The organism is Mucilaginibacter metallidurans, assembly GCF_003286435.2.
GTDB lineage: Bacteria > Bacteroidota > Bacteroidia > Sphingobacteriales > Sphingobacteriaceae > Mucilaginibacter > Mucilaginibacter gossypii.
The window spans coordinates 7,139,038-7,155,256 of sequence record NZ_CP043449.1 but is presented as its reverse complement, the minus strand read 5'-3'; the positions used below and the strand labels follow the sequence as shown (position 1 = coordinate 7,155,256).

At 45.2% G+C, this 16,219-nt stretch carries 11 protein-coding genes; 4 read left to right on the top strand and 7 right to left on the bottom strand.

What is annotated here, in order from left to right; genetic code table 11:
• Positions 1-97 precede the first annotated feature (97 nt).
• On the bottom strand, positions 98-1,501 hold the full coding sequence (lpdA, locus tag DIU38_RS30930; protein ID WP_112653980.1) for a dihydrolipoyl dehydrogenase: 1,404 nt from the start codon (positions 1,499-1,501) through the stop codon (positions 98-100).
• Positions 1,502-1,778: 277 nt separating this feature from the next.
• On the opposite strand from lpdA, the gene DIU38_RS30925 reads away from it, so the two are divergent.
• From DIU38_RS30925 to DIU38_RS30910, 4 genes are all read left to right on the top strand, one after another.
• Positions 1,779-3,635: a CocE/NonD family hydrolase gene (locus DIU38_RS30925; protein WP_112653981.1), complete on the top strand. Its 1,857-nt coding sequence runs from the start codon at positions 1,779-1,781 to the stop codon at positions 3,633-3,635.
• Positions 3,636-3,784: 149 nt separating this feature from the next.
• Complete coding sequence (locus tag DIU38_RS30920; RefSeq protein WP_112653982.1) at positions 3,785-5,455, top strand: M1 family metallopeptidase; 1,671 nt, start codon at positions 3,785-3,787, stop codon at positions 5,453-5,455.
• A gap of 12 nt (positions 5,456-5,467) precedes the next feature.
• Complete coding sequence (locus DIU38_RS30915) at positions 5,468-7,132, top strand: M1 family metallopeptidase (protein ID WP_112653983.1); 1,665 nt, start codon at positions 5,468-5,470, stop codon at positions 7,130-7,132.
• A 157-nt stretch (positions 7,133-7,289) separates the two neighbouring features.
• Entirely contained in the window at positions 7,290-8,033 is a 744-nt protein-coding gene (locus DIU38_RS30910) for a head GIN domain-containing protein (protein ID WP_112653984.1), read from the top strand.
• A 149-nt stretch (positions 8,034-8,182) separates the two neighbouring features.
• Here the strand turns inward: DIU38_RS30910 and ftcD are convergent, their stop codons facing one another.
• The 6 genes from ftcD to DIU38_RS30880 all read right to left on the bottom strand — a co-directional run bounded on the left by ftcD (position 8,183) and on the right by DIU38_RS30880 (position 16,207).
• Positions 8,183-9,874: a glutamate formimidoyltransferase gene (ftcD, locus tag DIU38_RS30905; RefSeq protein ID WP_112653985.1), complete on the bottom strand. Its 1,692-nt coding sequence runs from the start codon at positions 9,872-9,874 to the stop codon at positions 8,183-8,185.
• A 52-nt stretch (positions 9,875-9,926) separates the two neighbouring features.
• Entirely contained in the window at positions 9,927-11,153 is a 1,227-nt protein-coding gene (hutI, locus tag DIU38_RS30900) for an imidazolonepropionase (protein WP_112653986.1), read from the bottom strand.
• A gap of 230 nt (positions 11,154-11,383) precedes the next feature.
• Positions 11,384-13,057: a urocanate hydratase gene (gene hutU / locus DIU38_RS30895; protein WP_112653987.1), complete on the bottom strand. Its 1,674-nt coding sequence runs from the start codon at positions 13,055-13,057 to the stop codon at positions 11,384-11,386.
• Entirely contained in the window at positions 13,035-14,594 is a 1,560-nt protein-coding gene (gene hutH, locus DIU38_RS30890; RefSeq protein ID WP_112653988.1) for a histidine ammonia-lyase, read from the bottom strand. Before hutH ends, hutU begins: the two co-directional genes overlap by 23 nt.
• Positions 14,587-15,096, bottom strand: a complete 510-nt coding sequence (locus tag DIU38_RS30885) for a MarR family winged helix-turn-helix transcriptional regulator (RefSeq protein WP_112653989.1) — start codon at positions 15,094-15,096, stop codon at positions 14,587-14,589. The genes hutH and DIU38_RS30885 overlap by 8 nt, the downstream gene beginning before the upstream one ends.
• Before the next feature lie 283 nt (positions 15,097-15,379).
• Positions 15,380-16,207 (bottom strand): OmpA family protein, encoded by an 828-nt coding sequence (locus DIU38_RS30880; RefSeq protein ID WP_243770614.1) that lies wholly within the window; start codon positions 16,205-16,207, stop codon positions 15,380-15,382.
• Between the last annotated feature and the right edge of the window lie 12 nt (positions 16,208-16,219).

The window sequence follows — 16,219 nt, the reverse complement described above, 5'->3', positions numbered from 1 at the left end:
TTACCGCTAACTTAAAATTAAAAAAGCGGCTATCAAATGATAACCGCTTTTAAATATTTGAAATTAAAAATCCGACATCGGAAATCCGAATTCCAAATTAAATATGTATCGCCCTGTTTTCAGTAGCAGCTAAACATGCTTCACGCATAGCTTCGGTATAAGTTGGGTGGGCATGGCTCATGCGCGAAATGTCTTCGGCACTTGCGCGATATTCCATCGCCACAACAGCTTCGGCTATCATATCGGCAGCACGCGGACCAATCATGTGTACACCTAAAATTTCGTCGGTAGTGGCATCAGCCAATACTTTCACAAAGCCGTCCAGGTCACCGCTGGCACGGGCACGACCACTAGCCTTGAACGGGAACGAACCTGTTTTGTATTTAACACCTGCTGCTTTCAGCTGTTCTTCTGTTTGACCAACAGCGGCAACTTCTGGCCAGGTATATACTACACCGGGGATCAGGTTGTAATCAATATGCGGTTTCTGACCTGCAATAATTTCGGCAACCAGCGTACCTTCGTCCTCCGCTTTGTGAGCAAGCATAGCGCCTTTAATTACGTCGCCAATAGCGTAAACACCTTTTACTTTGGTTTCCAGGTGCTCATCAACCGTAATTTTACGGCCGCGCTCTTCAACAGTGATGCCAATGTTTTCCAAACCTAAACCATCAGTGTAAGCTATACGACCAACAGCTACCAGGCAGTAATCGCCTTTCAGTTCTTTCTTTTCGCCTTTAGGGGTATCAAAGCTAACGGTTACTTCTTTACCTTTTACTGTGGCACCTGTAACTTTGTGGCCCAGGTAAAATTCCATACCCAGTTTGGTCAGTACTTTTTGTAATTCGCGACCCAGGCCTTTATCCATAGTTGGGATAATGCCGTCCATAAATTCAATTACAGATACTTTGGCGCCTAAACGGGCATAAACCGAACCCAACTCCAAACCGATAACGCCGCCACCAATCAACACCAGGTGTTTTGGTACTTCGCTCAGGCTCAATGCTTCTGTTGAAGTGATAATGCGTTTTTTATCGATAGGCAAAAATGGCAATGCCGATGGTTTTGAACCTGTAGCGATGATCACATTTTTACCGGTAATCTCAGTAACGGTACCATCGTTCTTTTTAACAGTGATGGTGTTTTTATCTTTAAATGATCCTACACCAAAGTGGGTGTCAATCTTGTTTTTCTTCATCAGGTAGCTGATGCCGCTGGTATTGGCATCAACAACTTCCTGCTTGCGTTTAATCATCTGTCCAAAATCTATCGAAAGATCTTTAAGGTTGATGCCATGGGTTTTAAAGGCATGGGCGGCATTGTGGTAATGCTCAGATGAATCCAACAGTGCCTTCGACGGGATACAGCCTACATTAAGACAGGTACCGCCAAGGGTATTATACTTTTCAACAATTGCGGTTTTTAAACCAAGCTGGGCACAGCGGATAGCGGCTACATAACCGCCAGGGCCCGAACCTATAACTATAACATCATATTGCATAGTAGTGTGTATTTTATGGTGGGCAAAGTTAAGGATTTTAAAGTTGCTTTTGAGAGATTAGTGATTGGAGATTAGAGGTTAGCATTTATTTTCTGAACCATGATTTTAGGGATTTAATCCCGGTTCAGACAAAAATCCGAAATCGAACATCCGAAATCCGACATAAAATTTACCCCATACCAACCGCATTTTATCCCATTTTGTAACAGAGTTATTGATAAATCGGTTTATCGTTAACTCTTTATTAAATTTAACCCAATTTAACACGACTGATCTTATGAAGAAAATTAACTTACTTTTTGTGCTGGTATTATTATATGCCGGCGTTAATGCTCAAAGCAACTATGTAAAGGAGCATTTTACCAAAAAAGAGGTGTACATCACCATGCGCGATGGTGTAAAACTGTTCACTTCCATTTATACCCCAAAGGATGCTTCATCGCAAAATAAGTACCCGATGATGATGATGCGTACCTGCTACAGCATCGCCCCTTATGGCGAGGATAAATATCCTCAAAGGCTTGGCCCGTCTGAAATTATGATGAAAGAAGGTTATATTTTTGTTTATCAGGACGTACGCGGCCGTTGGAAAAGTGAAGGCAACTGGACCAACATGACGCCGGTTATCGATAACAAGAAAAGCAAAAAAGATGTTGACGAAGGTTCTGACACCTATGATACTATCGACTGGCTGGTTAAAAACGTAGCCAACAACAATGGCAAGGTTGGCCAGTATGGTATCTCCTACCCGGGCTTTTATACTGCTGCGGGCATCCTGTCAAACCACCCGGCACTTAAGGCATCATCGCCGCAAGCCCCTATTTCCGATTTCTTTTTTGACGATTTTCACCACAACGGCGCTTTCATTGAGGGGTACTTTTTCACCTTCCCGGTATTTGGTGTTCAAAAAACTGATACAACCAGCAAAGCCTGGTACTCCATGCTTAAACCCGATAGCAAAGATGGTTACCAGTATTTATTAGATCTTGGCCCGCTAAAAAATGCCGATAAATTTTATCATGATAACTTCTTTTGGCAGGAAACTATTAACCACCCTAACTACGATGAGTTTTGGCAAAAGCGCGGCTTGCTAAAACATTACGGCAAAGTAAAACCTGCTGTAATGCTGGTTGGCGGCTGGTTTGATGCCGAAGATTTAACCGGTCCGCTGGCTATTTATAAAACCATCAACAAAACCGATCCAAATGCTTACAATACTATTGTGATGGGGCCATTCGGTCACGGCCGCTGGTCGCGCGAAACAGGGCATACCATGCACAGCAATGTTTACTTTGGCGATAGCATTGCTACCTTCTATCAAAAAAATATCGAAGCCAAATTCTTCAACCACTTCCTGAAAGGTAAGGGCGATAAAAAATCCGGCTTACCAAATGCTTACATGTTTAATACCGGCAAAAAAAAATGGGCTACATTTGATAAATGGCCTGCCGCCAATGCCGTGCACGAAAAAATGTTTTTAGGTGCCGATGGCAAGCTTGTAAATACCCAACCTGTAACTCAGGGCTCTGTATCATACATCAGCGATCCGCTTAAACCGGTTCCTTATACCGAAGATAACACCACCACCATGGGCTTTACGCCGCACAATTACATGAGCGAAGACCAGCGTTTTGCAGGTCGCCGTCCGGATGTGTTGGTTTACCAGAGCGAAGTATTAAATGATGATGTTACCCTTGGCGGCGAGATCATGGCGCACCTTAAAATTGCCACCACAGGTACAGACGCCGATTTTGTTGTTAAACTGATTGACGTATATCCGGCCGATGAACCGAACAACCCGTATATGCCAAACAAAAACATCATCCTGAGTAATTACTGGCAAATGGTACGTTCGGAAGTAATGCCGGCACGTTTCCGCAATAGTTTTGAAAAGCCGGAGGCCTTGGTGGCCAATCAAAAAACCGATGTAAATTTCCGCCTGCAGGACGTATTGCACACCTTTAAAAAAGGTCACCGTATCATGATCCAGGTACAAAGCACCTGGTTCCCGATAGTAGCACGCAACCCACAAAAATTTGTGGAAAACCCATATAAAGCTGATGAAAGTGATTACATCAAGGCAACGGAAACGGTTTATAACGATAGCTATATTGATGTGCAGGTGTTGAAGTAGAGGTTAGTGATTAGAGGTTGGAGGTAAGAGATTAGTTTTTCTCCACTTACCTTAAACAATTGGCCGGACAGTCCAATCCCGGCCAATTGTTTTTTATAAATAAGCTTTAACTTAGTTTTATAGATCCTTTACCCCACACAATTAAGTACATGAAAATAAAACAACTATATCTCGCAGCACTTGCCTTACTAAGCACTGCAACAATCACCCAGCAGGCAAAGGCCCAGCTCCTGAAGGAAAAAGAGCAATTCACCCATGCCGATTCATTGCGTGGAATGCTTACGCCTTTGCGTACCTGTTATGATATCAATTACTATCACCTTGACGTTAAGATTGATATCGATAAAAAGTTTATCAGCGGCAGCAATCAGTTTAAATTCACCGCCACACAGGATTTCAATAAACTCCAGTTCGACCTGTTTGCTAACCTTAACATTGCTAAAGTTGTTTATAAGGGGAAAGAACTTGCCTATACCCGCGATGGCAACGCCGTATTCCTCAACTTTCCGCAAACCATAAGTAAAGACAGCAAAGATGAGTTTACCGTTTACTATTCCGGTAACCCAACTATAGCTAAAAACGCCCCCTGGGATGGCGGACTGGTATTTAAAAAAGATTCATTAGGCAAACCCTTTGTAGCAACCGCCTGCGAAGGGATTGGTGCCAGCATCTGGTGGCCCAATAAAGATCAGCTGGCCGATGAGGTGGACAGCATGATGATCAGCATCAGTGTGCCAAAAGGTTTGAAAGATGTATCCAACGGTCGCCTGCGCAAGGTGACGCAGCTTAAGGATGGCTATACCCGGTTCGACTGGTTTGTGGCCAACCCGATCAACAATTACGATGTTGCTGCCAACATTGCCGATTATACTCATTTTGAAGACACCTACATGGGCGAAAAAGGCAAGCTTACGCTTGATTATTGGGTTTTGCCAACCAGTCTGGAAAAAGCAAAAAAACAATTTGCCGCCAATGTTAAGCCTATGTTGAAAGCCTTCGAGCACTGGTTTGGCCCTTACCCTTTTTATGAAGATGGCTATAAACTGGTTGAAACCCCGCACCTGGGCATGGAACACCAGGGAGCAGTAGCCTATGGCAATCACTTCATGAATGGCTATATGGGCTATGATTTATCGGGTACAGGCTGGGGCAGCAAATGGGATTATATCATCGTGCACGAAAGCGGGCACGAATGGTTTGGCAATAACATAACCGATAAAGACCTTGCCGATATGTGGGTCCACGAAAGCTTTACCTGTTATTCCGAATCACTTTTTGTGGAGGATAACTGGGGTAAAAAAGCCGGACAGGAATATAACTACGGTTTAAGGCTCACCATTAATAATGACGGCCCTATAGTTGGCGTTTACAATGTAAACAAAGAAGGCTCGGGCGATATGTACTCCAAAGGCGCTGTTTTCCTGAACATGATCCGCACTGTTATTAATGATGATGAAAAATGGCGCGGCATCCTGCGCGGGCTTAACAAAACTTTTTATCATAAAACAGTTACCTATGACGATGTGGTGGGCTTCATCAACCAACAATCGGGCGTGAACCTTTCGCCTGTTTTTGAGCAATACCTGCATTACCGCAGCCTTCCGGTGCTTGAATTTACCAGCCATGAAAACAAGCTTTACTGCCGATGGATAGCCGAAGCCAAAGATTTCAATATGCCCATCAGGGTACGTGTAAAGGGCGGCGAATACAAATTCATCACCCCAACAAAACAAATGAGCCCGGTTGAAATTGCAGGTGCTACTAAAGATAATATCGAAATTGATTATTTAAACTACTACGTGGGTGCGCTCATGGATTAACCCTCAACATACATGAAAAATAAGTTCTTAAATATTTTTGCAGTCGCCTTAGGTCTTACCGTAGCTGGCATAACGCCAACTCAGGCACAGTTAGGCACCAACAGGCAAACATTTACCCGCGCCGATTCGCTCAGAGGGAGCTTAACACCGCTGCGTACCTGTTATGATATTAACTACTATCACCTGGATGTGAAGTTTGATATCGATAAAAAATTCATCAGCGGCAGCAACCTGTTCAAATTCACGGCTACTCAAAATTTCACCAAACTTCAGTTTGATCTGTTTTCCAATTTAAAAGTAGAGAAAGTGGTGTATGAGGGCGCCGAAATTCCCTTTACACGCGAGTTTAATGCGGTGTTTGTTACCTTCCCTAAAACCATAAAAAAAGGCAGTAAGGACGAGTTTATTGTTTATTATTCCGGTAACCCAACTATTGCCAAACGTGCGCCATGGGATGGCGGCGTGGTATATACTACAGACTCATTGGGCAAACCATGGGTGGCAACTGCCTGCCAGGGTATCGGCGCCAGCATCTGGTGGCCAACCAAAGATCATCAATATGACGAGGTGGACAGCGCCCTGATCAGTATCAGCGCACCTAATGGTTTAAAAGATGTATCCAACGGCAGATTACGCAAAGTAACCGACTTAAATAACGGCTATACCCGCTTCGATTGGTTTGTGGCTAACCCTATCAACAATTATGACATAGAAGCCAACATTGGCGACTATGCCCACTTTGAAGGTGCTTACCAGGGCGAAAAAGGCCCGTTAACGCTGGACTACTGGCCATTAAGTTACAATGTTGACAAAGCCAAAAAACAATGGGAGCTTGATGCGCCACGAATGCTCAAGTCGTTTGAATACTGGTTTGGCCCCTATCCTTTTTATGAAGACGGCTATAAACTGGTTGAAACCCCACACCTCGGTATGGAGCACCAAAGCGGTACTGCTTATGGCAACCACTACAAAAACGGTTACCTCGGCCGCGACCTTTCAGGCACCGGCTGGGGCCTAAAATGGGATTTCATCGTGGTACACGAAAGCGGTCACGAATGGTTTGGCAATAACATTACCTCAAAAGATGTTGCCGATATGTGGATCCACGAAAGTTTTACTAACTATTCCGAATCGCTGTTCATTGAAACCTATTACGGTAAACAAGCCGGGCAGGAATACGTGAACGGAACCCGTAAAAATATCCGTAACGACAAACCAATTGTAGGGCCGTATGGTGTAAACATGGAAGGTTCAGGTGATATGTATTATAAAGGTGGTAACCTGTTAAACATGGTGCGCACCATTATCAATAATGATGACAAATGGCGCAGCATCCTCCGCGGGCTTAACAAAACCTTCTACCATAAAACCGTTACCTATGACGATATTGTAGGCTATATCTGCAAACAGGCAGGCATGAACCTGGCGCCTGTTTTTGACCAGTACCTACATTATAAAGATATCCCAACCCTGCAATTTGTAGTTAAAGATGGTAAGCTTTATTCCAAATGGATTGCTGATGCCGAAGGTTTCAACATGCCGGTAAGGATGCGCGTAAAAGGCGGCGGCTATATATTTATTAAACCAACCACACAGTTTAACCCTGTAAAAATTGACGGTATTACGAAGGATAATGTAGAGGTGGATACTTTCAATTATTATATTAAGGTTGATTAAATGGTTGATTGGGTGAGTGGTTTAACCCCAAACAACCACTCACCCAATCAACCTAATCAACTACTCACCGTCCCCCCCCCCACAAAAAAATCAAATCCTGTGCAACTTTCCTCCCCCTTCCGGCGTCTAATTTGAAAACGAAACTAAAACAACCGTCATGAAATCGATTTCAAAAATATTATTGGCCGCCGTGTTGGCAGTAGGAACTACAGGTTACGCATCGGCAAAGACAGTAAACCCAATTGTTAAACACGCCGACCAAACCACGCAAGACCGCCATTTATCGGGCTTCAGCGCTATTGACCTAGCAGGCTCTTTTGATGTCTACTTTACACAGGGCTCAAACGAATCGGTAAAAGTTGAAGCACCTTCGGATGTTATCGACAAGATCATTACTGAAGTGCAGGGCGGGGTATTGAAGATCTACAGCAAAAAAGGAACTAACTGGGATAGCTGGAGCTTTGGCCGCAGCCGTAAAATGATTGTACATGTTGTAGCTAAAGATATGACCAGCATTAACGTTGCCGGTTCGGGCGATGTTTATTTTAAAGACGGCATCAGCACTACCTCATTAAAATTAAAAGTTGTTGGCTCGGGCGATATGCTGGGCAAAGTGAATGCTAAAAACCTGGATAGCAGCATTTCGGGCTCTGGTGATATGAAACTTTCGGGCCGTGCCGATAATTCAAGAGTAAATGTTGTAGGCTCGGGCGATTTTACCGCCCGCGATTTGATCACCATTAATACCGAGGTACACATAGCAGGTTCAGGCGACGCTACCATCAATGCCAGCAGTAAAATTGATGCATCGGTAAGCGGCTCGGGCGATGTGCATTATACCGGCGGTGCTAAAAATATTTCAAGCTCAAAAGCAGGGAGCGGAGATATCGAGAGGATATAGAAACTCAGCGAAATCCTCTCCAAAGGAGCCGCCTTAACTATTTAGAAGCGTCATTGCGAATTAATAAAGCAATCACCAATTAGCAGGTTCGCCCTGTAAAGTTCGCGATTGCTTTATTAATCCGCAATGCCGTTTGTAAGGACCTTCAACTACTCCAACCCTATTTTCTCATTCACCAGTTCAATGATCTCCGCCTCCAGCGCAATCGCTTTCCGCTCAATTTCATTACCGCGGTAAATAACGTCAACTACATAGCTCTTATCCTTATAGCCCGAAGCATTGATCTTTACATTCATAAATGCACCCAATACCGCGGTACGGGCACAAAGGGCGGCTACGCCGGCATCAGTTATGGAATTGGGGTTGCCGCTTAGCGCCATTGCTTTTATTACTTCCATGCTACCTAAAGCTGCCTCCATTACTTTAAAAGGAATTTCAATAGCATAACGGGTAGCATCCTGTATTGCTTTATCACGGGCTGCTTTTTCCTCATTGTTTGATTTGGGCAGGGAGAATGCTTGCATGATCTGGTTAAAGGCTATTGTATCCTGGTCAACTAATGCTAAAAGTTCGTTTTTAAATTGCTGACCTTTTTGTGCCCAGTCGCTAAATTCCCGCCAGCGGTTGTCCCAGCCCTTTTTATGTGAGCTTAGGTTAGCCACCATGGTAGCCAGCGAGGCTCCCAAAGCGCCAACAGCGGCTGAGATCGAACCACCGCCAGGTGCCGGGCTTTCGCTCGCGGTTTCATCGGCTAAATCGGCAAGGCTCATGTTAATGAGCTTGCTGCCTGCTTTATCTTTCAGTAAATATTCAATAATGCGTTCTTCAGGCTTGAAAGGTGAAAGTTCATCAAGCCCCATTGATTTAATGGCTATCCTGATCAGTTCTTTTTCGCTTACTCCAGTAGAGCGTTGCTGCTTCTCCAAAAAATATTTACCCGCATCAAGCATCGCCTTCAAGGGGATCAAGCCCACCAGCTCACTGCCTGTTACCCTGATACCGCGTGCAGCAGCTTTATCACACACTTCATCAAAAGCCTTATGCACCGGGGTAATATTAATATTGGTCAAATTCATCGAGATCTGGGCAACACCATATTCTTCAATATACCAGCCGATAGCTTTTACCGCCTTTAATGAACCGGGGATGGTTTTGGCTTTGCCGGTTTCGTCGTATACTATTTTACCATTGATCGGATCTCCTTCGCGCAGGGTACGGCCAGCCTCACGTACATCAAAAGCAATAGAATTTGCCCTGCGGACAGAGGTGGTATTCAGGTTAACATTATAAGCCACCAAAAAATCACGGGCACCAATCACAGTAGCCCCCCGTTTAACATCGTTCTCCGCTGGACCGAAATCGGGTGCCCATTCAGGTTGTTTGATCTTCTTAAAGAAGCCTTCATATTCACCGGCACGTATCACCGATAGATTGCTCCGGCTTTTGTTAGGCTGTGCAGCCTCATACAAATAAACCGGGATCTGTAACTCCTCCCCCACACGTTTGGCCAACTGCTTAGCATATTCGGCAGTTTCCTCCATGGTGATATTACTAATGGGTATCAGCGGACACACATCTGTTGCGCCCATCCTTGGGTGCTCGCCTTTTTGTTTGCTCATATCAATCACCTCGCCCGCTTTTTTTATGGCGCGATACGCTGCTTCAATCACTTTTTCCGGTTCGCCCACAAAAGTTACTACGGTTCGGTTAGTGGCCTTTCCCGGATCAACATTGAGTAATCTTACCCCCTCAACAGATTCAACTGCATCTGTTATATTTTTAATGATATCGAGGTTAACACCTTCGCTAAAATTGGGTACGCATTCTATTAATTTGGTCATTGGTTCATTAGTTCAATGGTTCATTGGTAGCTAAGCAAATCGTAATATCTGCTTAATCGTTATTTTCTGCCGTCCAAACGCGGGCCGGTTTTAGTTTTCCCTGGTGATATAATATCTCGCGGTAATCGTTACATGGGTAGTCTTGCATATCGGCAAGCTTGCCTTTAGTTAATATACCGCGATCATTTAATTTTAATGCCTGTGCCGCGCGATAGGTTAAACCGGCGAAAACTTCGATAGTGCTTAACTTCTCAGCCGCAGCCATTACTGATGCCTGCATTAACAAATCGCCCATTGGGGCCGAGCCGGGGTTCCAATCGCTGGCAATAGCGAGGCAGGCTCCGGCATCAAGCAGTTTCCGGGCAGGGGCATATCCCATTCCCAAACCAAGCGAGGCACCGGGTAAAGTTACAGCAACAGTATCTGAATTGGCCAATAATTTTATTTCATAATCACCGCTGGCTTCCAGATGATCGGCGGAAGCCGCCCTTGCTTTAACTGCAACTTCACTGCCTCCGGTTGTAAACTGATCGGCATGAACAGTGGCCTCGAAACCCATTTGCTTGGCCCTGCTTAAATAAAATAGGGCATCGCTGGTATTGAAAGCGCTTTGCTCAATAAAAACATCCACCCGTTTGGCCAAACCCTGTTGCTTTATCTTCGGCAACAGATCATTTAACAAATATTTCAGGTATTCATTTCCTTCACCATCAAAATCTTTCGGTTTAATGTGTGCAGCGAGGCAGGTTGGCACAATATGAGCATGAGTTTTGTTAGCAGCCTGATGAATAGCTTTTAGCTGTTTGAGTTCTTCAGTGGCCGACAATCCGTAACCGCTTTTGATTTCAATAGTTGTTACCCCCTCTGCCAAATGACGGGCTATCCGTTTCGCCAGTAAATTGCTTAATTCAGTTTCTGTAGCCAAACGGGTTTGAGTTACCGAATCCCAGATCCCGCCCCCCGATGCGGCAATTTCCAAATAACTTTTGCCAGAATTGCGCATGGCATAATCCTTAGCCCTGCTACCAGCAAAACAAAGATGCGTATGGCAATCCACAAACCCGGGCAGTAATACATGATCGCCGGTAATTTCTTCTATTTGTACCGATGGATAGTTTGTGCGGAGTTTTTCAAAATCATCAACAGCAAGTATCAGCCCATCTTCAATTAACACACCCCCATTGGCAATTATGTGCAATTGCTCATCTTTCAGGGCACCTCTAATCGGCAAGCCTGTTAAAGGCAGTATTTGTGTAAATGGACCTGTTAGTTTTTTCATCGTTCTATCTTAGATCGGGGGTTGCTTCGTATCTACCCATGACATAATAAAAATCAAGGTCATACTGAACTTGTTTCAGCACCCCACTCGCTAAGCGGCCATACTAAGCAAAGCGGCCACCTGTCCTATGGGATGCCGAAATAAATTCGGCATGACGGTAGGCATATGTTATCTTCCTTCAAAGGCCGCGGATTTTAATTACTCGTAATGACCTTTTTACATATTATGCTTTACCACACTTTCAACCCAAACTTATCCGCCCACTCCGCAGCCTTATCATATCCGGCATCAGTATGTCTGAAGATACCCATGGCCGGGTCATTATACAGCACCCTTTTTAAACAGGTTGCTGCGCGATGGCTGCCGTCGGCGAGTACCACCATGCCGGCGTGTTGAGAATACCCCATACCTACCCCGCCGCCGTGGTGGAACGAAATCCAGGTTGCTCCACCCGAGGCATTGGCCATCAGGTTAAGCAGCGGCCAGTCGGACACAGCGTCTGAGCCATCTAACATAGCTTCTGTTTCGCGGTTGGGAGATGCCACTGAGCCGCAATCAAGGTGGTCGCGACCGATCACTATAGGGCCTTTTACCTTGCCGGAGGCCACCAGTTCATTGAATATCAGCCCAGCTTTTTCACGCTCGCCCATGCCCAGCCAGCAAATGCGGGCAGGCAGGCCCTGAAATGCTATTTTCTCCCTTGCTTTTTTAAGCCAGGTAATTAATGGCTTATTTTCGGGGAAAGCTTCGATTAACGCCTGATCGGTAGCATAAATATCCTCCGGATCGCCGGATAACGCTACCCACCTGAAAGGCCCTTTCCCCTCGCAAAACAGCGGGCGGATATACGCAGGCGTAAAACCCGGAAAATTAAAAGCATCAACCTCGCCGCCCTGCCGGGCAAACTCGCGCAGGTTGTTACCATAATCAAAAGTTACCGCACCTATTTTTTGCAGTGCCAGCATCAACCCAACATGCCTTGCCATACTTTTCAGCGAACGCCGTTTATACTCCACTGCATCATTTTTTCTTAATGCAGCAGCCTCATTTAATGACAGATCATTAGGAATATAACCATTTAAAGGGTCATGTGCCGAAGTTTGATCAGTAAGTATATCAGGAACGATATTATCTTTCAATAACTTTTCGAGCAAATCACCGGCATCGCTCACTAATCCTACCGAAAGTGTTTCTTTTTTGGCGATAGCTTCTTTTATCCAGGCGATGGCTTCATCATATGATGAAGTCATCCTGTCAATATATTTCGTATCAACCCGTTTTTGAATCCGTGATGCATCTACATCGGCACCTAAAAACACAGCACCCGCCATAGTTGCTGCCAACGGCTGAGCACCGCCCATACCACCTAAACCGGCACTTACAATAAGTTTGCCTGTCAGGTCGCCATTAAAATGCTGATTACCGCATTCCACAAAAGTTTCATAGGTGCCCTGTAAAATACCCTGCGTACCAATATAGATCCAGCTACCGGCTGTCATCTGCCCGTACATCATCAACCCTTTTTCGCGCAGCTCATTAAAATGCTCCCAGTTGGCCCATGCAGGTACCAGGTTACTGTTGGCAATCAAAACCCTTGGCGCTTCGGGGTGGCTACGGATAATCCCTACGGGTTTGCCCGACTGGATCAGCAGCGAGTGATATTCGTCCAATTCCAGCAGCAACTCAATAATTTTGCGGAGCGCCTCCGGGTTACGGGCTGCCTGACCGATACCTCCGTAAACCACTAACTCATCAGGATTTTCGGCTACCTGGCCATCGAGGTTGTTAAGCAGCATCCTGATCGGGGCCTCGGTTTGCCAGCTTTTGGCATGAAGCTGCATACCACGCGGTGCTTTATACACCGGATGATTAGCATAGGTTTTAATAAATTCCGAACTCGTCATGACTTAAATCTATTTGGTGAGCAATGGCAGCTTCACCTGCAGTTTTCAGCAGGGAGCCATCCGTAATCAGTTTGTGAAGACTGTTAATATCAACAGCAAAAACGCGGTCATCCTGTATAAAAGCCACATGCTGTCTTACCAACTGATGGCAAGCTTCAATAACCGGCGTCGATTTTAGCGGCCTGCGGAAATCCATAGCCTGTGCCGCGTAAAGCAGTTCAATAGCCTGAATGTATTCAATATTATCTATCACCTGGTGTAACTTGCGCCCGCTTATGGAACCCATAGATACGTGGTCTTCCTGCCCAAGTGAGGTTGGCACACTATCGGCACTGGCGGGGAAACACAGGGTTTTATTTTCGGTAACGAGGGCGGCAGTAGTATACTGCGGAATCATCAAGCCCGAATTAAGCCCGGCATCATGCGTAAGCAGTTTGGGCAAACCGTAACGACCTTCGCTCATCAGGTAGCAGCGCCTGTCGGCAATGTTACCAATTTCGGCTGCTGCTGTGGTTGCATAATCAAGCGGCAAAGCAAGTGGTTGCCCATGAAAATTGCCCCCGCTAATGGTATCATCGGCATTAAAAATAACCGGGTTATCGGTAACCGAATTGAGTTCGATTTCCGTAAGCTCTTTCAGGTGCAGCCATGCGTTACGTGAGGCACCATGTACCTGCGGCATACAACGCAACGAATATGGATCCTGTATCCTATCACAACTGATGTGCGACGAATTGATTTCCGATCCGTCAAGCAAAGTAAACAGGCGATGGGCTACCATCCTTGTACCTTTAAAAGGCCTGATCTGGTGCAGCCGCTCATCAAAAGGACGGATAGAGCCCATCAATCCCTCTAATGACATGGCACCGATGAGGTCGGCACGGTTCAGGGTGTCATCCAGTCGTTGTACAGCTTTAACCGCAAAAGCCAGGATAAACTGTGTGCCATTGATAAGAGCAAGACCCTCTTTGGGGCCAAGCAATAAAGGCTGTAAACCGTGTCTTTTTAAAAGCTCACCGGCCGGTATCCTCCCGCCATTCTCAAATACCTCCCCCAAACCAATTAATGGTAAAAACAGGTGCGATAAAGGCGCAAGGTCGCCGGAAGCCCCAACCGAACCTTTTTCGGGAACTACCGGGATAATATCATTATCGATATGCCAGATGATCCGTTCAAGCGTTGCAAGCGCAATACCCGAATAGCCCTGTGCCAAAGCCTGCACTTTAGTAATCATCATGAGTTTGGCAATTTCCTGCGGGATGGGTTTCCCGACACCTACGCTATGACTTTTGAGGATATTACTTTGCAGCAAACTGGTGTCTTCCTCCGAGATCCGGGTATCGCACAGTGGGCCAAAGCCGGTGTTAATGCCATAAACCGGGTGATGGCTATGCACAATCTTTTCCACCTCGCGCCATGAAGATTTGATCATATCGGCGGCTTCTTTGTTAATGATGCCTTTGGTTTTGCCTGCTGCTATATCAAGACAAATACCTATTGTAAGATGGTCGGTGCCGTAATTAAATATATCAGTCATTGCCGGCGGGTTTTAAATTGGTATTCAGTTTTTCAACGATGTTATCGGCCAGTTTAGTTTGGCGAAAAGTATTTTCAAGCGCGCTTATTGCGGGCAATAATTGTTTTGCAGTTTCGTCTTTAGCAACAAGTTCGGCCATCGACAGGCTGATAGCATCCCAAACCGGTACTACCTGCTTTAGCAACTCACGCCCTTCGGCAGTAAGGGTAACCAGTTGCCGCCTGCCATCGTCGCTACAGGTATCAGTACTTACAAGTCCTCTTTTTTTCAGGTTGGTGATCAGCTGACTGGCAGCCGGATGTGATACTTCTATCTGTTCACTTAATTCTTTGATAGACAAAGCATCATTCTTTGACAGTAAATAAAACACGGGAAACCAGCTGGCATCAAAATCGATACCTGCGGTTTGATAAGCACGATTAATTTCGGCCAAAAAAGCTTCACTAAGCCGCCTCAAACGGCTGCCCAAAACCAAATGACCGAGGCTTTGATATAAATTCATGATGCAATTTATATAAGCGCTTATATAATTGCAAATTTTATTTGGAGCTTGTTAGAATCAGTTAAAAAATTGTGTTCTTTTTAATGTAGAGACGCATAATTGCGTCTACAGTATGCAAGTTAAGGTAGTTAAACACATGCAAAGCTGCTTGACCTATGGGAGACGCAATTATGCGTCTCCACATGAAAGCTCTCCGCCAAAATTTAAACAACTTCTTAGGAGCGGGAAGGAATCTGCTTGAAACAAAAAAGCTCCCGGTGGTTATCCGGGAGCTTTTCATTTATTACTTAGTGATCAGGTTGTATAACTCATCGAGCTTAGGGGTAAGCACGATCTCTATTCGCCTGTTCTTTGCGCGGGCTTCATCAGTGCCACTGGCATCTATCGGCTGAAACTCACTCTTACCTGTTGCCGTGAGCCTGTGCGGGTCAACACCTTCAGTTTCGGTCAGGTAGCGGGTTACCGAGGTAGCGCGTAAAACGCTCAAATCCCAGTTATCTTTGATCTGGCCAAGGTTCTTCACCTTCTTATCATCTGTATGGCCTTCAACCGCCATATTGATGTCTGGTTCCTTGTTTACTACCACCGCTAATTGCTTCAACGCAGCCTTACCCTTCTCATCAATAATGATACTGCCCGAAGGGAACAATAACTTATCAGCTAATGATACATAAACCTTGCCATTTCTGATATCTACCGTTAAACCGCTTTGCTGAAAGCCTAATAACGCTTTCTGCAATTTATCTTTCAATGCATTAGTAGCCTCATCGCGTTTCTTTAAAATATCTTCTACTTCCTTTAAACGGGCTTCACGTTTTTTCAAATCAGCGGCCAGTCTTGAGGTTTGGGCGGCCAATTCGTTAGCTTTTGATGATGTTGCATCCAGGTTGCTGTTTAATACACTGTTGTTTTTGCGCAGATCGGCAAGCTGGTTGTGCAGGCGGGCTGTATCTGCCTGCAGCTGTGCAAGCTCTCCTTCAAGGTTTGTTGTGCGGTTAGCTAAAGAGTCACGTTCGGCAACAAGGCTTTTGTATGCTTTTGGAGACATTACCTTGCATGAGTACATTGTGAAACATACAACAGCGGCTAAAAATGCATATCTAATTTTCATAGTTATTAAGGG

Excerpts from the sequence above, each read along its gene's own strand:
- lpdA (WP_112653980.1), bottom strand. The coding sequence starts at position 1,501 with ATGCAATATGATGTTATAGTTATAGGTTCGGGCCCTGGCGGTTATGTA.
- DIU38_RS30925 (WP_112653981.1), top strand. The coding sequence starts at position 1,779 with ATGAAGAAAATTAACTTACTTTTTGTGCTGGTATTATTATATGCCGGC.
- DIU38_RS30910 (WP_112653984.1), top strand. The coding sequence starts at position 7,290 with ATGAAATCGATTTCAAAAATATTATTGGCCGCCGTGTTGGCAGTAGGA.
- hutI (WP_112653986.1), bottom strand. The coding sequence starts at position 11,153 with ATGAAAAAACTAACAGGTCCATTTACACAAATACTGCCTTTAACAGGC.
- hutU (WP_112653987.1), bottom strand. The coding sequence starts at position 13,057 with ATGACGAGTTCGGAATTTATTAAAACCTATGCTAATCATCCGGTGTAT.
- hutH (WP_112653988.1), bottom strand. The coding sequence starts at position 14,594 with ATGACTGATATATTTAATTACGGCACCGACCATCTTACAATAGGTATT.
- DIU38_RS30880 (WP_243770614.1), bottom strand. The coding sequence starts at position 16,207 with ATGAAAATTAGATATGCATTTTTAGCCGCTGTTGTATGTTTCACAATG.
- DIU38_RS30915 (WP_112653983.1), top strand. The coding sequence starts at position 5,468 with ATGAAAAATAAGTTCTTAAATATTTTTGCAGTCGCCTTAGGTCTTACC.
- DIU38_RS30920 (WP_112653982.1), top strand. The coding sequence starts at position 3,785 with ATGAAAATAAAACAACTATATCTCGCAGCACTTGCCTTACTAAGCACT.
- DIU38_RS30885 (WP_112653989.1), bottom strand. The coding sequence starts at position 15,096 with ATGAATTTATATCAAAGCCTCGGTCATTTGGTTTTGGGCAGCCGTTTG.
- ftcD (WP_112653985.1), bottom strand. The coding sequence starts at position 9,874 with ATGACCAAATTAATAGAATGCGTACCCAATTTTAGCGAAGGTGTTAAC.